General features: G+C 71.0%; 15 protein-coding genes and 3 pseudogenes. 14 read left to right on the top strand and 4 right to left on the bottom strand.

The features are described from left to right. Positions 1-154 precede the first annotated feature (154 nt). The 6 genes and pseudogenes from AC07C1_RS00365 to AC07C1_RS00340 form a co-directional block, all read left to right on the top strand. Positions 155-311: pseudogene (locus tag AC07C1_RS00365) on the top strand (DUF6584 family protein); the annotation flags it as partial. Between the two features lie 31 nt (positions 312-342). Continuing rightward, a pseudogene (locus AC07C1_RS00360) lies at positions 343-525 on the top strand (transposase); the annotation flags it as partial. Between the two features lie 237 nt (positions 526-762). After that, positions 763-1,314 (top strand): SigE family RNA polymerase sigma factor, encoded by a 552-nt coding sequence (locus AC07C1_RS00355; protein WP_478935907.1) that lies wholly within the window; start codon positions 763-765, stop codon positions 1,312-1,314. Next, a complete protein-coding gene (locus AC07C1_RS00350; RefSeq protein WP_478935906.1) occupies positions 1,311-2,027 on the top strand; it encodes a SecDF P1 head subdomain-containing protein in 717 nt (238 codons plus the stop codon). Before AC07C1_RS00355 ends, AC07C1_RS00350 begins: the two co-directional genes overlap by 4 nt. Before the next feature lie 294 nt (positions 2,028-2,321). Continuing rightward, positions 2,322-2,711 (top strand): hypothetical protein, encoded by a 390-nt coding sequence (locus AC07C1_RS00345; protein ID WP_478935904.1) that lies wholly within the window; start codon positions 2,322-2,324, stop codon positions 2,709-2,711. 319 nt (positions 2,712-3,030) lie between these two features. After that, a complete protein-coding gene (locus tag AC07C1_RS00340) occupies positions 3,031-3,519 on the top strand; it encodes a hypothetical protein (protein WP_478935903.1) in 489 nt (162 codons plus the stop codon). Positions 3,520-3,542: 23 nt separating this feature from the next. On the opposite strand, the pseudogene AC07C1_RS00335 reads toward AC07C1_RS00340, so the two are convergent. Then, a pseudogene (locus tag AC07C1_RS00335) lies at positions 3,543-3,790 on the bottom strand (SpoIIE family protein phosphatase); the annotation flags it as partial. Between the two features lie 617 nt (positions 3,791-4,407). Here AC07C1_RS00335 and AC07C1_RS00330 point away from each other — a divergent pair. From AC07C1_RS00330 to AC07C1_RS00305, 6 genes are all read left to right on the top strand, one after another. Further along, positions 4,408-7,002 carry a Pls/PosA family non-ribosomal peptide synthetase gene (locus AC07C1_RS00330; RefSeq protein WP_478935902.1) on the top strand — a complete coding sequence of 865 codons (2,595 nt, stop codon included), beginning with the start codon at positions 4,408-4,410 and terminating at the stop codon, positions 7,000-7,002. Between the two features lie 13 nt (positions 7,003-7,015). Continuing rightward, positions 7,016-10,279: a non-ribosomal peptide synthetase gene (locus tag AC07C1_RS00325; RefSeq protein ID WP_478935901.1), complete on the top strand. Its 3,264-nt coding sequence runs from the start codon at positions 7,016-7,018 to the stop codon at positions 10,277-10,279. Positions 10,280-10,320: 41 nt separating this feature from the next. Further along, positions 10,321-11,325, top strand: a complete 1,005-nt coding sequence (locus AC07C1_RS00320; RefSeq protein ID WP_478935900.1) for a TauD/TfdA family dioxygenase — start codon at positions 10,321-10,323, stop codon at positions 11,323-11,325. Continuing rightward, positions 11,322-12,392 (top strand): 2,3-diaminopropionate biosynthesis protein SbnB, encoded by a 1,071-nt coding sequence (gene sbnB, locus AC07C1_RS00315; protein WP_478935898.1) that lies wholly within the window; start codon positions 11,322-11,324, stop codon positions 12,390-12,392. The genes AC07C1_RS00320 and sbnB overlap by 4 nt, the downstream gene beginning before the upstream one ends. 36 nt (positions 12,393-12,428) lie before the next feature. Next, the gene (gene sbnA, locus AC07C1_RS00310; protein WP_478935896.1) at positions 12,429-13,457 is read left to right on the top strand and encodes a 2,3-diaminopropionate biosynthesis protein SbnA; all 1,029 of its coding nucleotides are present in this window, start codon (positions 12,429-12,431) and stop codon (positions 13,455-13,457) included. 90 nt (positions 13,458-13,547) lie between these two features. Next, the gene (locus AC07C1_RS00305) at positions 13,548-14,186 is read left to right on the top strand and encodes a DedA family protein (RefSeq protein WP_478935895.1); all 639 of its coding nucleotides are present in this window, start codon (positions 13,548-13,550) and stop codon (positions 14,184-14,186) included. Positions 14,187-14,282: 96 nt separating this feature from the next. Here AC07C1_RS00305 and AC07C1_RS00300 read toward each other — a convergent pair whose 3' ends face one another. Then, entirely contained in the window at positions 14,283-14,852 is a 570-nt protein-coding gene (locus tag AC07C1_RS00300) for an amidohydrolase family protein (RefSeq protein ID WP_478935894.1), read from the bottom strand. A gap of 181 nt (positions 14,853-15,033) precedes the next feature. After that, positions 15,034-15,498, bottom strand: coding sequence for an amidohydrolase family protein (locus AC07C1_RS00295; protein WP_478935893.1), 465 nt, complete (start codon positions 15,496-15,498; stop codon positions 15,034-15,036). A gap of 100 nt (positions 15,499-15,598) precedes the next feature. Between AC07C1_RS00295 and AC07C1_RS00290 the strand changes: the two genes are divergently transcribed. Then, complete coding sequence (locus tag AC07C1_RS00290; protein WP_478935891.1) at positions 15,599-15,958, top strand: DUF779 domain-containing protein; 360 nt, start codon at positions 15,599-15,601, stop codon at positions 15,956-15,958. Between the two features lie 75 nt (positions 15,959-16,033). Beyond that, a complete protein-coding gene (locus AC07C1_RS00285) occupies positions 16,034-17,272 on the top strand; it encodes a phosphodiester glycosidase family protein (RefSeq protein ID WP_478935890.1) in 1,239 nt (412 codons plus the stop codon). 15 nt (positions 17,273-17,287) lie between these two features. Here the strand turns inward: AC07C1_RS00285 and AC07C1_RS00280 are convergent, their stop codons facing one another. Beyond that, positions 17,288-17,482 (bottom strand): hypothetical protein, encoded by a 195-nt coding sequence (locus tag AC07C1_RS00280; RefSeq protein WP_478935888.1) that lies wholly within the window; start codon positions 17,480-17,482, stop codon positions 17,288-17,290. Positions 17,483-17,499 lie beyond the last annotated feature (17 nt).

The raw sequence follows: 17,499 nt of genomic DNA, 5'->3' as shown, positions 1-17,499 counted from the left end.
GCCGACCAGGATCAGGGCCATGCACGGGCCGACGGCCCAACGGTCGCCGCCATGAGTTGCGTTCCTGCCGGTCAACAGTGGGGGCGCCTGACCAAAGGGCAGATGCCCGGCAGGCGCCCCTGTCATGCTCACCCTGAGGGCTGTCCCGTAAGTGCTGGTGTCGTCCTTCCCGGACGGCCCTGAGGCTTCGCCGGCGCTTGGCCGAGGTGTACCGCCTGTACGGAGAGCCTGCAGAAGCAGGCCGCGGGATGTACCTCGAGCAGGACCGGGACGCAGCTGACACCTCCGCCTTCGAGGCGAGATGCCGTACAGCTCCGCGGGGCATGGGCGTTCCTCGCCATCGATGGCACCAAAGAGTTGATCGGGCCGGCCGAGGTGCTGCGCGAGTCCACCGAGTCGTGGGCCGACCTGCTGCGCGGCTGCCGCCGACGCGGCATGCGCGATCCCGAACTGGTCGTCGGCGACGGCGCGACGGGATTGGGGAAGGCCCTGGCCGAGGTGTTCCCCGCCGCGAGGCATCAGAGGTTTTCGAGTTCGTCGGGCCCGCCCAGGCCCGCTGGAGGATGATCACACTGAAGCCCACCCGGTGCCGCTGGTCCGGACAGGCGCCAGGCTCGGGAACGGTGTCCTGGTCGAGGCCGCATGAACCGCCATGACGCTCCGCGCGAGATGCCTCACAGCGTCGTGTCGAGAAAGTCCGACCGGCGGGGCAGTCGAACCCCCTTCCGCACCCGTCTTTACGAGGGAACGAGGGAGGGCACATTGAACGCCGACGAGGAACGCCAGTTCCGCGAATTCGTGGCGGCGCGGTCGAGATCGCTGCTGCACACGGCCTACCTGCTGACCGGGGACTGGGAGCAGGGCCGTGACCTGCTCCAGACCGCGCTTGCCTCCACCGCTCGGCGTTGGTCGCAGCTGCGCGACCGGCAGCAGCCGGAGATCTATGTGCGCCGGGCGATCTACCACGCCCACGTGGACCGCTTCCGACTACTCAGCTGGGGACGGGAGACGGTCACCGACACCCTGCCGGACCAGCCGTCCGCGCAGGTGGCCGACTGGGCCGACACCGTGGTCCAGCGGCAGGACATCATGGCCGCGCTGCGGCGGCTGCCCAAGCGCCAGCGCGCGGTGATCGTGCTGCGCTACTTCGAGGACCGGCCGGACACCGAGATCGCCGCGATTCTGGGCGTCGCCCAGGGGACGGTCCGCAGCCAGACCCACAAGGCCCTCACCTCCCTCCGCACCGCCCTGGCCGAGCCAGGACCGTCGGCCGCCTCCTCCTGCACTGCCTCCGGAAGGGGCGTCATCGTATGAACGACTCGACCGAACACCCGCTGCCCGAAACGGCTCTGCACGATGCCCTGCACGCCCATGTCCGGGAGAGCGGCGGTAATGCCGCCGGTGCCTATCTGGTCGGCCTGGCCGACGGCGCGTTGCAGGTCGCCCGGCGACGGCAGCGGCTGGCCCGCGCCGGGGTCGGCATCGCCGCCGCCGCCGTGGTCGCCACCGCCTGGGTGGCCGTCGCGGACGGCGTGACCCAGCACGCGCACGTGGTTCAGCCTGCCGCAGGGGGCACTGGGAACACCGAGAAGGCGGCCCTGATCTCCCTCCTCCCGGTCACCTCGTCCACGGAGCGCGCCTGCACCCAGGGCAGCGGCGGCTACACCGTGCACGCGAGCGCGACCCACTCGGCGTTCTGCGTCCACGCCGACCGGGCCAGGGGCATGACCGACGTCCATGTCACCTCCGCGAAGGCCGGCAGAAGCAGCACCGACGGCACCTGGCAGGTCGAGGTGACCCTCAACTCCGCCGACCGGGCCCGTTTCGCCGCCCTCACCGGCTCCATCGCCGCGGCCCCGGCCCCGCACAACGAGTTCGCCATCGTCATCGACGGCAAGCTCTGGGGCACCCCTGCCGTGACCTCCTCGATCACCGGCGGCCGTCTCGAAATCGTCGGGCCCTTCGTCGGGGACCTCACCAGCGCCACCGCCCACGACCTCGCCCTCCGGCTGAATACCGACAGGTGACCCGCACTCGCTGTGACGTGCACCGATAGCCGGTGCACGTCATACATCCCAGGACTCCCCCGGGCGAGCCTCCCGGCGCCTAAGCCGACTCCCGCTCCAGCGTTGACGACCCGATCCACCCCAGGGGAGTCCCGGTGTGGGCCGCGGTCAGCTGGAGACGCTGATAGAACCCCGTCATGACGTACCGATTTCACCGCCCGCGCCGCCAGAACCGAGACCGACCCTGACGGCTACTTCACCGAAGCCGCCCTTGCCGAGAGGGCGGACGGAAGCGGCTTCGTCTGAGCAGCGGGCTTGAGCCAGTCGGGCATCTCCGCCGCGAAGCCCTCCGGACGCGGGCGATCGCCGACCACCCGCCAGGCGCGCCGCGCCCTTCACCTCAGCCGCCAGGGCCTTGACCACCACATCGGCCGACTGCGCCGGAAGCTCGCCGCCGGCACCCGGCCCGCGCTCGTGGCCCGCGCGTACGTCATCGGCCTCCTCGACAGCGCCGTGTGGCCGCCCCGCGCCCGTTTCCCGGTCACTGGCCGCGCCGCCGCCCCGGCCCCGAGCCCGGTCCCCCGGCAGGCCTCCGGGCCAGCAGCCGAGCCGGGTGACCCGCGTCCGTACGCGACCCCGCACACCGCCCCACCGCCGGCCCCGCCGTCCGTCCCGCAACCCGGCGGACACCCCGGGCATCCATAGGGCCTCTCGGCGCGCACCCACGGTGCGCGTGAGCAGCCGGCAGTTCGGCCCACACCGGGTGTTCCAGCTCGTGCGGGCCGGCCAGGAAACACTTCCCCAGCCGGCTGGTCTCTTCCGGCCGCCTACCGACGCGGGGGCGGGCATGCGGACGCCCCCGCGGGGCCGCTCCGGCCGGCACCGGCTGCCGAGCACCCGTTCGCGGACGTCGACGGGGCCGTTCGGGTGGCCGCGGAGCCCGGGTGTCTCACCCGGTGTGCGGGGCGGGGCCACGCAGTCTCCACTGAGAGGAACGGTCCTTGCGCGTCACAGGAGGCACGGCATGGCAAGTCACTGGACACGAGGGGCGGCGGGCGCGGTGCTGGCCGTGGTCGCGGCGGCCGGGTGCTCCGACGGCTCCGGCAATCCGTCCGGCGAGGCCAGCAAGGCGGCTTCGGCGGCCGCCTCCGCCGCGTCCTCCCTCGCCTCCCGGGGAACCGACGCGCTCTCCTCGGCCACGGCGGAGGCGAAGCGCAAGCTCGACGAGGCCAAGGGCGGGGTGAACGCCAAGAACGAGGTGATGCTCGGCACCGCCGCCGTCGGCAGCGACGGCCGGGCCACGGTGAAGGTGACCGCCAAGAACACCGCCGGCTCCGCCAAGTCCTTCGCCGTCCAGGTCAATTTCACGGACAAGGGCGGCAATCTGCAGGACGTGGTCGTGGTGACACTCAAGGATGTGGCCGCCGGTTCCTCGGGCGAGGGCACCGCCCGCAGCAACCGCAAGCTGAACGGCGAAGTAAAGGCAGTCGTCGGCACCGCCCTGCGCTACTGACCGCCGGCCGAGCGGTCGTTGCCCGGACTCCGCACCACCGGGTCGGCGTGCCCGGCGCGGGCCGTCGTGCACGCTCCCGTCACCGGGTCGTGGACCGCGTACAGACGCATCGCTCCGTCACCCGCTCTCCTCGTGGCGTGGAGAAGTCCCGCACGGCGGTGCGCAGTGGCCCGGTCATCGCCGCCGTGTGCAACCCGTGACCGACGACGTCGCCCATCACCAGCGCGCCTCGAGCGCCCGGCAGCGGAATGACGTCGAACCACCCGCCTCCGCCGGCGGGTACCGCCAGGCCGCCTCCAGTGCGCCGTTGCGGGTTCCTGAGCAAGGACCAGGCCCTTCGGCTCGCTCCAGAGCGTTACGAGCACGGTCCGCACCTGCTCCTGCCCACCGCGTGCCCGCCCCAGGCGCCCTTCCGGCAAGCCCCGGCCCGGCCGCAGCGCCGGCATCCCACTCGCCGCCGATGCGTGATCCGGCCCGTGGCGTCATGACGCGGGCCGGGCAGCAGGTCGATGTCGGCGACAGCCGTAGTGGCGCGGTGCGTGGTGCGTGGTGCGTGGTGGGGCAGCTCGTTCGGGCACTCCGACTCCAGGTCCGGGTCGTCGGCGACGGCGATGCGATGGATCGCCCCCGGGCCGGCGACGAAAGCCCATGGCAACCCGCGGGGGCACTGTGTGGCCGTACCGCTCCCCCGCCGTTCGGGTGATCCCTGGCGAGGCCCCGCCCCGCGCGGAAGGCCAGGAATACGGACCCAACGAGCATTTTCCCGCGATCCTGGCCGCCGATCCGAAGTGGCAACCTGGCGGTGGCCTGGCCAAACTAAAGCTGCCAGTTAGTGATCAGGAAAGAAAACGTTTCGAACTTCCGATCCATACGCCCCCAGGAGATCGCATGGTGGAGCAGTCCTCCAAGGCCTCTATATCCAGGCCGGACGACCCTGCCGTCACCATGAGCGGCACCGGGCCCGCCGAGACGGAGACCGAGAGAAAACTCGCGGAAGCGCTGGCCGGCGTCGTGTGTGCCGAGCACGTTCCGGTAGAGGGTCACTTCTTCGACGATCTCGGCGCGAACTCCCTGGTCATGGCCCAGTTCTGCGCACGGGTGAGGAAAATTCCGGATCTGCCGTCTCCCTCCATGAGGGACATCTACCGGAACCCCACCATCCGCAGCCTGGCGGCAGCTCTCGCGGACACCGCTCCCGCTCCGGTCGATACAACGCTCTCCCCGTCGGCGCCGGCAACCACGACGCCGTCGGCCCCGGTGTCACGCACCGGCCGGCTCAGCCATGTGCTGTGCGGCACCATCCAGTTGCTGATCTTCCTGGGGTACTCATTCGTCTCCGGGTTCGTCACGGCCGGAGGATACGAGTGGATCGCCACCGGTTCGGGCGTGGCCGATATCTATCTGCGGTCGCTTCTCTTCGGAGGCATCGGGTTCATCGCTCTGTGCGTCTTCCCGGTCATCGCCAAATGGCTCCTAGTCGGCCGCTGGAAACCGGGCGAGTTCCCCGTCTGGGGCCCGGCATATCTGCGCTTCTGGCTCGTCAAGGTACTGCTCCACGCGAATCCGATGGTGTTCCTCGTCGGAACTCCGCTGTACGTGCTGTATCTCCGCGCCCTCGGCGCGCGGATCGGCAAGGGAGTCACGATCCTCTCCCACACCATCCCGGTCTGTACCGACCTGCTGACGGTCGGCGCCGGTACGGTGATCCGCAAGGACTCGTTCTTCCTCGGCTACCGGGCCCACGCGGGCCGCATCCAGACCGGCCGGATCACGCTCGGCCAGGACGTGTTCATCGGCGAGAAGACCGTCCTGGACATCGACACCTCGATGGGCGACGGCGCGCAGCTCGGCCATTCCTCCGCGCTGCACAGCGGCCAGGCGGTCCCGGACGGTGAGCACTGGCACGGCTCACCGGCGGAGCCCACGCACATCGACCACGTACGGATCGCGCCGGCCGGCTGCGGCACCGCGCGCCGGGCCTGGTTCGGCCTCGTCACGCTGCTGCAGTTGGTCTTCCTCTACGTTCCGCTCGCTGTCGGCGGGATGTACATGCTGTTCACCGAGGTACCGGCGATCGGCAAGCGACTCGATCCGCAGACCGCATCGTTGTCGCGGCCGGAGCTGATCTCCGACGCGCTGGCCGTATCCCTCGTCCTCTTCCTCGGCTTCGTCGTCGGGGGTCTGATCACCCTGTACACCGTTCCGCGTCTGCTGAGCCTGGTCGTCAGGCCCGACCGGGTCTATCCGCTCTACGGATTCCAGTACGCGGCACACCGGGCGGCAGCCCGCATGACGAACATCAAGTTCTTCACCTGGCTCTTCGGCGACAGCTCCTACATCGTGCATTATCTCCGCGGACTCGGCTACGACTTGTCACAGGTCGAGCAGACCGGATCCAACTTCGGCACCGAAGTGCAGCACGAGACGCCCTTTCTGGTCTCCGTCGGCAGCGGAACGATGGTGGCCGACGGGCTCTCCGTGATGAATGCGGACTTCTCCAGTACGTCTTTCCGGCTCTCCCGGGTGTCGATCGGGACGCGCAACTTCCTGGGAAACAACATCGCCTATCCCGCGGGCGGCAGAACAGGTGACAACTGCCTCCTCGCGACCAAGGTGATGATTCCCCTCGACGGCGAGGTGCGCGAAGGAGTGGGACTCCTGGGTTCTCCGTGCTTCGAGATTCCGCGGTCGGTGGACCGTGACGCACGGTTCGACCATCTCCGGACGGGGGACGCCCTCCGCCGTCGTCTCGCCGACAAGAACCGTTACAACCTGCGCTCGATGGCTTGGATGCTGTTCGTGCGCTGGCTGCACGTATTCCTGCTCACACTGCTCGCTCTCGCCTCCGTGGACCTGTACGGCGTGGTCGGCCACGTGGTGATCGCCGTATATCTGGCCCTTACGCTCGTGCTCTCCACCGTGTACTACATCCTGGTGGAACGCTGCCTGATGTCGTTCCGCAGACTGCGGCCCCAGCTGTGCTCCATCTACGACCGCACCTTCTGGTTGCAGGAGCGCCTGTGGAAGGTTCCGGACCATTACCTCAATGTCTTCAACGGAACCCCCTTCAAGAGCCTCGTCTGGCGGATGCTGGGCGTGCGCATCGGCAGCAGGGTGTTCGACGACGGCTGTTACCTGACCGACCGGACCCTGGCCACCATCGGCGACGAGTGCACCCTCAACGCCGGGAGCAAGATCCAGTGCCACTCGCAGGAGGACGGCACCTTCAAGTCCGACGGCATCACGCTCGGCGCGGGCTGCACGCTGGGCGTCGGCGCGCATGTGCACTACGGCGTCACCATGGGCGACGGCTCGGTGCTGGCACCCGACTCCTTCCTCATGAAAGGCGAGGAAGTCCCGCCGTACGCACGGTGGGGCGGCAATCCGGCCGCGGACCTGCCGGATGTCTCCGGGCACGACCGCGGCATCGCCCGGGCAGTGCCACCGTTCTCCGCCGACGCCCCCGCGGCGACCGTGAGTTGAGGAAGGCCATTCGATGGGAACGCGCGTGGAAACGGACCGGGAGTACTGGAACCGCATGCTGGCCGCCGGTGGTGTCACCGCTGTGCCACGGTGGGCTCGGGACCCCGTTCCGGGAGCGGCTGAGCACGAGATCTCGGTCCCGGACGACGTGACGGACGCGGTGCGCGCACTGGTGCGGCGGTGGGGAGTGCCGGTCAGTGCGCTGCTGCTGGCCGCGCACGCCAAGGTGCTGGCCGCGCTGTCCGGCGAGCGGGACGTGGTGACGGGTTACACCACCGGAGTGCGGGGCGAGCCGTTGCCGTGCCGCCTGGCCGTCCCCCCGGGATCCTGGCGTGCACTGGTGTCGGCCGCCGAGCGCGCCGAGGCCGAGGTGCTGGCGCACCGGGAGTTCCCCGTGGAGGAGCTACGGCGGGAGCTGGGGGTGACAGAGCCGTCGTACGAGGTCGTGTTCGGCCCCATGGGAGCCGACGAGGACCACGTCGACGACGGCGTACTGCAGGTGCGCTGGTCCGAGCGGGGCGGGCGGCTGATGCTGCGGCTGCGCTGTCGCACCGACGTGCTGGACGGCGTGGCCGCGGCCCGGATCGGCGGCTATCACCTGACCGCGCTGCGGCTGATGGCGGCCGACGCGGACGCCGACCACGCGCGGCAGAGCCTGCTGTCGGCCGACGAGATGCGTGAGCAGCTGGAAGAGCTGGCCGGGCCCCGCCGGCCGCTGCCCGACGCCCGGGTGCACGAGCTGTTCGAGCAGCGGGTGCGGGTGCATCCGGAAGCGGTGGCGGCGGTGCACGGCGAGCGGCAGTGGACGTACCGGGAGCTGAACCGGCACGCGAACCGGTTGGCGCGGGCGCTGCTGGACCGGGGGCTGGGCCGCGAGGACGTGGTCGCCGTCGTCACCGAACGCAACCTCGACTGGCTGGCGGCGACGCTGGCGGTGTTCAAGGCGGGCGGCGCGTACCTGCCGATCGAGCCGCACTTCCCGGCCGGCCGTATCGCGGCGACGTTGTCCCGGGCGGGGTGCCGCCTGGTCCTGACCGAACCGGGCAGCACCGACACCCTCGACCAGGCGCTGGCCACGGTACCGGGGGTCGAGAAGCTGCTGGTCGACGAGGCGTACGCGGAGCAGCACGCCGACGCAGACCCCGGCGTGCGGGTGGACGCCGGCCAGCTGGCCTACATCTACTTCACGTCCGGCTCCACCGGGGAGCCGAAGGGGGCGATGTGCGAGCACGCGGGCATGCTCAACCATCTCCACGCCAAGATCGACGACCTGGACATCGGCGAGGGGTGCGTGGTGGCGCAGACGGCCCCGCAGTGCTTCGACATCTCGCTGTGGCAGCTGATGTCCGCGCTGCTGGCCGGCGGGCGGACCTTGCTGGTCGAGCAGGACGTGATCGTGGACGTGGAGCGGTTCCTCGACACGCTGGTACGCGGCCGGGTCGGCGTGGCCCAGGTCGTGCCCTCCTATCTGGAGGTCGTGGTCTCGTACCTGGAACAGCATCCCCGGAGCCTGCCGGACCTGCGGTGTGTGTCGGTGACCGGTGAGGCGTTGAAGCGGGAGCTGGTACAGCGCTGGTTCGCGATCCAGCCGGGCGTCAGGCTGCTCAACGCCTATGGGCTGACGGAGACTTCGGACGACACCAACCACGAGGTCATGGACGGGGTGCCCGACCGCGTGCTGCTGGGACGTGCGGTGAACAACGTGCACGTCTACGTCGTGGACGAGCATCTGTCGCTGGTACCGCTTGGCGCCCCGGGACTGATCGCGTTCTCGGGCGTCTGCGTGGGACGGGGGTACGTCAACGATCCCGAGCGCACCCGTGAGGCCTACCGGACCGACCCGTACCGCCCGGGTGAGCGGCTCTACCTGGGTGGCGACTGGGGCCGCTGGCACCCCGGCGGCAAGCTGGAGTTCCTCGGCCGCCGGGACAACCAGGTCAAGATCCGTGGCTTCCGGATCGAGATCGGCGAGATCGAGAACTCCCTGCTGCGGGTGGACGGCGTGCGCGACGGTGCCGTGGTCGTCGCCGAGCTGGCCGGCGAGAGCAGGCATCTGATCGCTTTCTACACCGGCAGGCGTCACCAGCCGGAGGTACTGCGCGAGGCACTCGGCGAGGCGCTGCCCGCCTACATGGTCCCCTCGGCCTTTCACTGGCAGGACGCCCTGCCGCTGACCGCCAATGGCAAGACCGACAGAAAGGCCCTGACCGCGCTCGCCGAACGGACCCCGCCGGCCACCGGCGGGAGCGCGGCGGGCGGGGAGGGTTCCGGACCGCTCAGCCCGAGCGAACGGAGGCTGGCGGCGGCCTGGGCCGAGGTCCTCGGCATGCCCGAGCACCAGGTCGGCCCGGCGGACCACTTCTTCGACTCCGGGGGCACCTCCCTGACGGCGGTCAAACTCAGCCTCGCGCTCGATCGCGCGGTGTCCCTCAAGGACATCACCCGGCACCCGGTGCTCGCCGATCTGGCGGCCCTCCTCGACGGCACGGCACGGCAGCACGGGGAACTGCTCCAGCCCCTGTCGGAAGCCGGCGGTAGGCCGGAGTGCGCGTTGGTGTGCTTCCCCTACGCGGGCGGCAACGCGGTCAACTACCAGCCGATGGCGAGCGCGCTGGCAGGCAGCGGCCTGGCGGTCCTCGCGGTGGACCTGCCCGGTCACGACCTGGCCGCGCACCAGGAGCCGTTGGCGTCGATCGAGCAGGTGGCCGAGCAGGTCGCCGCCGAGATCACCGCGCGTGGCCTGACCCGGGTCATGCTGTGGGGCCACTCGTCAGGTGCCGCGCCGGCCCTTGCGACAGCCAGGAAGCTCCAGGAGGGAGGCGGGTGCCTGACGCGGGTGTTCGTCGGTGCGCAACTGCTCGGCAACGCCACCGACCGGCGCGCGGCCGTCAGGGAGCTGACGAGCCGAAGCGACGCCGAGATCGCGGCGCGGCTGACCGCGGACAGCGGCTACACGGAACTCGCGGAACTGAACGCGCGGCACGCCGAGCACATCGGTGCCGCCTATCGGCACGACTGTGTGTCCGCGCACCGCTATTTCTGCGCCGCCCTGGATGTCCCGCCGCCGGTGAAACTGTCGGCGCCGGTCACGGTGGTCGTCGCCGCCGACGACCCGCACACGGCCGGCTACGCCCATCGCCACAGGGACTGGCTGCTCCTGGCCGAGCACGTGGATCTGCACGAACTCGGCGACGGCGGCCACTACTTCCCGCGCACCCGTCCGGCCGAGGCGGCGCAGGCTGTCCTGAGTGCCGCCCTGCCGCTGGCCTCTTCCTGAGCCTCGCAGACCTCCAGACCGGCCACCGAAAGGAAACCGAGATGTCGTTCTCATCCCTGGCACCACCGCTCGACGTGGAGCTGCGGCCGGACAGACCCGCGCTGCTGCGCGCCGATCCCCCGGGTGACGCCCTGAGCTGGGCCGCGGAGTACCGCGAGGCGCTGCGTGCGCAGGTCACCGAGCACGGGGCGCTGGTCGTCCGCGGTCTCGGCCTGCGGGACGCGGAGCAGGCCGGTGCCGTCTTCACCCGGCTGGCCGGTTCTCTCATGACGGAGCGGGAGGCGTTCGCCCCCCGCGAGGCTCATGGCCCGGGGCTGTACTCCTCCACGACCTGGCCGGCCAACCAGCCGATGTGCATGCACCACGAGCTGAGTTACCCGCAGGAGGTGCCCGGTCTGATGCTGTTCGCGTGTCTGACCGCGCCCGAGGAGGGCGGGGCGACGGCGGTGGCCGACGCGGAACAGATCCTGCGGGCGCTGCCCACCGGGCTGACGCAGCGGTTCGAGCGCGAGGGCTGGCTGCTGACCCGCACCTACAACGACGAGATCGGGGCGTCTCTGGCGGAGTCGTTCGGCACGGACGACCGCGCCGGGATCGAGCGCTACTGCCGAGCCCACGCCATCGACTTCACCTGGCGGGCCGACGGGTCCCTGTACACCGAGCAGCGCCGCAGCGCCGTCGTGCGGCACCCGCTCACGGGCAGACGCTGCTGGTTCAACCAGATCGCCTTCCTCAACGAGTGGACGCTGGCCCCGGAGGTGCGCGAGTACCTGGTGGACGAATACGGCGAGGACGGACTGCCCTTCAACACCCGCTACGGGGACGGGACCCCGATCGGCGAGGACGTCGTTCAGTTGCTCAACTCGACCTACGAGGCACACACCCGACGTGAGCCCTGGCAGGCCGGTGACCTGATGCTGGTGGACAACATCCGCACCGCGCACAGCAGGGAGCCGTTCACCGGAGAGCGGCAGGTACTGGTGGGCATGGGTGAGCCCCGACGCCTGGCCGACCACTGCCCGACCCCGGAGGCGAGCGAGCGATGACCGATCTGCTGTCCAGCACCGCCCGGGCGGCCGTGCCCGACGGAGCTTCGCCGCCGACGTTCGCGGTGATCTCCGGTGAGCAGGTGCAAAAAGCGCTGACCGGGTCCGAGAAACAGCTCGTGGAGCTGGTCGAGACCACCTACCGGCTGCACGGCGCGGGGGACTCGGTCAACCCGCCGTCGTACTTCCTGCGCTTCCCCGACCGCCCCACGGCGCGGATCATCGCGCTGCCGGCCTCGATCGGCGGGTCCGTCCACGTGGACGGCCTGAAGTGGATCTCCAGCTTTCCGGAGAACGTGAGCACCGGGCTGCCCCGGGCTTCCGCGGTGCTCATCCTCAACGACCACGAGACGGGCTATCCGTTCGCGTGTCTGGAGAGTTCCATCATCAGCGCGACCAGGACCGCGGCGTCCGCCGCGCTGGCGGCCGACTGGCTCAGCCGGAGCCGCACCCGCCCCAGTCGTGTGGGATTCTGCGGTACGGGCCTGATCGCCCGCTACATCCACACCTTTCTGGCCCGCACGGGCTGGACCTTCGATGCGATCGGCGTGCACGACGTGTCCGCCGGCAGCGCCGAGGGCTTCTGCGGCTACCTGCGAGAGGCCGGTGCCACCGAACCGGTCACCGTCCACGACAGCGCCGAGGGCCTGATCCGCTCCAGCGACCTCGTGGTCTTCGCCACCGTCGCCGGCCGGCCCCACGTCACCACCCCGGCCTGGTTCACCCACAACCCCCTGGTCCTGCACGTGTCCTTGCGGGACCTCGCCCCCGAGATCCTGCTCGACTCGGCCAACTTCGTCGACGACGTCGAGCACTGTCTGAAAGCCGACACATCCCCCCATCTGGCCGAACAGCGCACCGGCAACCGCGACTTCCTGAACGGCACCCTCAATGACGTGATGCTCGGTCGGGCCGCACCGCCGACCGACCGGACGGTGATCTTCTCACCCTTCGGACTCGGTGTCCTCGATCTCGCCGTCGGCAAGTACGTGTACGACGAAGTAGCCCGGGCGGGACAGCTCCGCCTCATCGACGACTTCTTCCACGACCTGCGCCGGTACGGCTGAAGCCGTTGTCCTCTGCCTGGCTCCAGGAGGCCCGCCGTGCCTGTCATATCGGCTCCCTACGCCTTCAACGAAGGCCATCTCTTCGTCGACCTCGCGTCGATCTGCGGATACCCGCTCTACCTGAAGTGCGAAGGCTTCAACTTCGCCGGCTCCATCAAGCTGAAGGCCGCGAACGAGATGGTGGAGACGGCCGAGCGTGAGGGAGTACTGACCCCGGATTCCATCCTCGTCGAGTCCTCGTCCGGAAACCTGGGCGTGGCGCTCAGCATGATCGCCGCGAGCAAGGGTTACCGGTTCCTGTGTGTGACGGACTCCCGTTGCAACCTGTCGACCAGACTGCTCATGGAGGCACTCGGCAGCGAGGTGCATGTCGTGGCCGACCAGGACTCCAACGGCGGCTTCCTGGGCATGCGGATCGACTACGTCCGTGCACTGTGCGCGTCCGACGAGCGGTACGTCTGGCTCAGCCAGTACACCAATGCGGGCAACTGGCGGGCGCATTACCGCACGACGGCCCCGGAGATCGCCGGCAAATTCCCCGAACTGGACGTCCTCTTCGTCGGAACGGGCACCACCGGAACCCTGATGGGTTGCGCACGCTACTTCCGGCAGTGGCACCGGCCGGTGCGGATCGTCGCCGTGGACAGCGTGGGCTCGGTGGCCTTCGGCGGCGAGCCCGGCCGCCGGATGATCCCCGGCCTGGGGATGAGCATGCGCCCGCCGCTGCTCGACGAGTCCTATGTGGACGAGGTGATCCGGGTGGAAGAGGCGGACACCATCCGCACCTGCCACCGCATGGCCCGGCGTGGTTTCCTGTTCGGCGGCTCCACCGGGACGGTGGTCAGCGGTGCGACGGACTGGCTGGCACGGCATGACGCCGGCGGTGAGCTCACCGCGGTGGCCATCGCGCCGGATCTCGGCGAGCGCTACCTCGACACCGTCTACCAGTCCAACTGGCTGCAGGACCTGTACGGCGATCACATACTCGACTCCGAGGAGGCGAGCACCGCACCGGAGGAGGTCAAGCCGGCCTCACGGGCGCCGGGCCGCCGACGCAGACCGTAGCGGGTCGCCCGAGCGGCCGGGCGGTTTCTCCGCGGGCGCGCGATGCTGGTGGAACCAGTAGCTCAGCGAGGAGGCCAGGAGGCTCGGCCGGTGATCGCCGTCAACCCGATGGACAGCGCCTCGGTGCTGGCCGCGTTCGGCGCGCTGGGCGTCCTGGCGGTGATCTTCGCGGAGTCGGGTCTGCTGGTCGTCGGCTTCTTCCTGCCCGGTGACACGCTGCTGTTCCCGGCCGGGGTGCTGTGCGCGGGGAGCGCTCACCAGGCGCCGCGACTGTCGCTGTGGCAGGTGCTGGTGTGCGCGGCCGTCGGAGCGGTGGCCGGTGCGCAGGTGGGGTACCTGATCGGCCGGCACGGCGGGCGGGCCCTGCTGGCGCGCACGACCCACCGGCGGGTGGGTGAGGCGGCGGTGCGGGCGGAAAAGCTGCTGGCCCGGTACGGCTACGGCAAGGCGCTGGTGATCGGCCGGTTCGTGCCGGTGCTGCGGACGGTCCTGCACCCCGTGGCCGGTGCGCTCCGCGTGCCCACCCGGACCTTCACGCTCTGGCAGGCCGTGGGCGGCGTCCTGTGGTCGCAGACGCTGGTCCTCGCCGGGTACACCCTCGGTGCCTCCGTCCCGCACGTCGACGACTATCTGCTGCCGCTGGTCGCCGCGGTCGTCGTCCTCTCGCTGCTGCCGCTGCTGGTAGAGGCCCGGCGCGCGCACCGGGAACACCGCCGGTCCCCGCCCTGAGCCGCCCGCCGGTCCGGTCCCCGCCGTGAGCCGCCCGCCCCTCCCGCTCCCGGCGCACGGCCGGCCCGGCGCGCTACAGATCCGCCGCCCGGTGGGTCACCCGTCCCCCCCACCACCGTGAGCACGACCGGCAGCTCGGCCAGGTCGGTGCCGGGTACGGCCGGCGGGTCTTCGGCCAGCACCGTGAGGTCGGCACGGTGGCCTACGGCGAGCCTGGCCCGGTGCTCCTCCCCCCGCGGCCCAGGCCGCGTTCACGGTCATGCCCCGGAGTGCCCGCAGGGCGGTGAGGGCCTGGTCAGGGCCGTGCGGGAGCAGGGAGAGGCCGGCCGGGCGCCGGTGCCGGGCGCCGGCCATGACCTGGAGGGGCGGGTAGGGGGCGATGGGCCAGTCGGAGCCGAGGACGACGCGCGCTCCGGCCTCCCACAGGTCAGGCAGCGGAACGCGCGCCCGGCCCGCTCCTCGCCTAGCCTGCGCGACCAGTTGCCGGTGGGCCGCCCGGGTGAACTCGCAGCGGTGGGTGAGCTGCATGGAGGCCGCCACCCCGAGCGGCGCGAAGCGTCGTACGGTGTCGTCGGGAACGGTCTCGATGTGCTCGACGCGATGGCGTACCGCTCCCCGCTCCGCTCCCGGGCCGTCCGTCTGTGCCTGCTCGACGGAGTCGAGCACACGCGCACCGCCGCGTCGCCGATCGCGTGGGTGGCCGTGGGCACGCCGGTGTGGTGCAGGGCCGCGATCACCTGGGTGTAGCGCCGCGGGGCGGGCCAGTAGGCGTGGGCCGAACCGCCGTGGCAGTCGGGCGTTTCGAGCCAGGCGGTGCCGTTGTCGGTGGTGCCGTCCATGAACAGCTTCACGCCCGCCACCCGCCACAGCGTGCCGCCGGTGCCCTGCAGCCGGACGAGGTCGGCGGCGGTGTCGTCCGCCTCGGGCCGGCACCAGGGCCGATCCGCAGCCGCAGGGGCAGAGCGTCCTCGGCCTCCAGTGCGGCGTAGACGGCGAGGCGGTCCCCGTTGGCGTCCATGGCGTGCCCGCCGGTGAGGCCGGACGCGGCCATGGCACTCAGCACCTGAGCGGTGCGGGTGCGTATCTGGGCCTCGCTGGGCCGGGGGGCGACGGCCTCGACGAGTTCGCAGGCGGCGTCCTCCAGCAGCAGCCCGGTGGGCCGGCCGTCGCTGTCGCAGACGATCTGCGAGCCCTGGTCGAAGGCGCGCGGTCCGTCGACGCCGGCCAGTTCCAGCGCCCGTTCGCTGGCCGGCAGCGAGTGTGCGGCGAACAGGTCGATCCGGGCGGCCGCGTGGTCAACGTGCTCAGCCATCGCTGACCCGTCAGGGCGAGCAACGGCGCCTTCTGGACGGGTTCGTGACCGTCCGTGAGACTGGACCGGGTCCAAGGCCCCCGCTCTCCAGGACGGTGACATGGAAGAGGTAGTCCCCCGCGTCGAACTCACCCCGCGGGCCGCGGAGCTGGTGCGCCGGCTGCGCGCCGAGCACGGTCCGCTGATGTTCCACCAGTCCGGCGGCTGCTGCGACGGCAGCGCGCCCATGTGCTACCCGGACGGCGAGTTCCGCACCGGCGGCTCCGACGTGCTGCTGGCGGAGCTGGCGGTGGAGGGCGTCGAGGAGCCCGTCACCTTCTGGATGTCGCGGAGCCAGTACCAGGCGTGGAGCCACACCCGGCTGATCATCGACGTCGTACCCGGACGGGGCAGCGGTTTCTCGCTGGAAGCACCCGAGGGGGTGCGTTTTCTCACCCGTTCTCGCGTAGTCGACGCCTAGTCGGCCCATCGGTCCCCGTGGTCTGGTGCACTGCCCTTAGGGGCACGGGCAGTTGACGAGACATCAGGGGGCACGGTGACCAGACGTCGCAGGCGGGCGGCAGCGGGCAGAGCGGTTCTCACGGCGGTCACGGCGTTCGGTGTGCTGGCCGGTGCGGCCCTGGCGGGTGCGGCACCGGCCGGTGCCGCACCGGCAGGGCGGCGGATCGCGCCGGGCGTCACCTACCGGCAGTTCGACATCGACGCGGCCGCGGGTACCGCGCACGCGCATCTCGTCACGGTCGATCTGGGCAATCCGCATGTCCGGGTCGACCTGCTGCACCCCGGTGCGGTGGCGGCCCGGGCCACCGTCTCCGGGCTGGCGGACTCGGCCGGGGCGGTCGCGGGGGTCAACGGTGACTTCTTCAACATCACCGAGACCCAGCACCCGGGCGTGGCGGCCACCGGCGCGCCCGTCGGGCCGGCCGTCGCGGACGGGCAGGTGCTCAAGGCGGCGGTGCCCACGGGCCAGCGGTTCGGGCCCGCACTCCCCTCCGGAACGAACACCCAGGACGTCTTCGGCGTGGGCACCGACCGGCGGGCCCGCCTGGACCGCCTCTCCCTCGTCGGCTCCGTCGGCACTCCGGAGGGCCGGCTGCCCCTCAAGGGCCTCAACCAGTACGCGCTCCCCGTGAACTCCGTCGGCGCCTTCACCGCGAAGTGGGGCAGCGCCGCCCGGGAGCGCGCCGTCTGCGGCACCGACACCCAGCGGGCGGCACCGTGCAGCACCGACACCTACGAGGTGAAGGTGAGGGGCGGCCGGGTGGTCTCCGTGTCCGACGCCCCGGGCAGCGGCCCGATCCCCGCGGACACCACGGTCCTGGTGGGTCGCGAGGAGGGCGCGCAGCAGCTGCGCGAACTCTCGGCCGGTGACCCGGTGACCGTCACCCACACCCTGGTGGCGGCCACGTCCGGGGTGCCGTACGCGTTCGCGATCGGCGGCTTCCCCGTCGTGCGCGGCGGCAAGCCGCTGTCCGGCCTGGACGACGCCACCTCGGCGGTGCGCACGGTCGTGGGCTTCAAGGGCGGCGGACAGCAGCTGCTGATCCTGGCGCTGGACGGGGCCGTGGACTACCGGTCCGGCATGACCGTCGCGGAGGAGGCGGACACGATGCGGACGCTGGGTGCCTCCGACGCGTTCAACCTCGACGGCGGCGGCTCCACGGAGCTGGTCACCCGCGGCGCGGACGCCACCGCCGTGACGGTCCGCAACCATCCGAGCGGCGGCGCCGAGCGCCCGGTACCGAACGGTATCGGGGTCTTCTCGGCCGGCTGATCCGGCCCTGCGGCCTCAGGGCCGCAGGCTGCTCACCAGGTCCGCGGTCGCGGTGAGCCCGCTGTGGATGGTGGGCGCCATGCTCGTGCTGGCCAGATAGAAGCCGAGCAGCATGCAGACCACGGCGTGGGAGATCTTCAGCGCGCCGTTGCGCATGAAGACCACGGCCAGAATCAGGAGCAGCAGCACCACAGAGATGGAAATGGCCATCGGGAACCTCCTCCGCC

The sequence above is a fragment of the Streptomyces sp. NPDC045022 genome (assembly GCF_056432605.1).
Note: the sequence above shows the minus strand (reverse complement) of the source record. Positions and strands in the feature narration are given on the sequence as shown.

What these genes read in the sequence shown, in the direction of transcription:
- AC07C1_RS00350 (WP_478935906.1), top strand. Translation starts at nt 1,311, where the DNA reads ATGAACGACTCGACCGAACACCCGCTGCCCGAAACGGCTCTGCACGAT.
- AC07C1_RS00340 (WP_478935903.1), top strand. Translation starts at nt 3,031, where the DNA reads ATGGCAAGTCACTGGACACGAGGGGCGGCGGGCGCGGTGCTGGCCGTG.
- AC07C1_RS00330 (WP_478935902.1), top strand. Translation starts at nt 4,408, where the DNA reads ATGGTGGAGCAGTCCTCCAAGGCCTCTATATCCAGGCCGGACGACCCT.
- AC07C1_RS00325 (WP_478935901.1), top strand. Translation starts at nt 7,016, where the DNA reads ATGGGAACGCGCGTGGAAACGGACCGGGAGTACTGGAACCGCATGCTG.
- AC07C1_RS00320 (WP_478935900.1), top strand. Translation starts at nt 10,321, where the DNA reads ATGTCGTTCTCATCCCTGGCACCACCGCTCGACGTGGAGCTGCGGCCG.
- sbnB (WP_478935898.1), top strand. Translation starts at nt 11,322, where the DNA reads ATGACCGATCTGCTGTCCAGCACCGCCCGGGCGGCCGTGCCCGACGGA.
- AC07C1_RS00295 (WP_478935893.1), bottom strand. Translation starts at nt 15,498, where the DNA reads ATGGCTGAGCACGTTGACCACGCGGCCGCCCGGATCGACCTGTTCGCC.
- AC07C1_RS00290 (WP_478935891.1), top strand. Translation starts at nt 15,599, where the DNA reads ATGGAAGAGGTAGTCCCCCGCGTCGAACTCACCCCGCGGGCCGCGGAG.
- AC07C1_RS00280 (WP_478935888.1), bottom strand. Translation starts at nt 17,482, where the DNA reads ATGGCCATTTCCATCTCTGTGGTGCTGCTGCTCCTGATTCTGGCCGTG.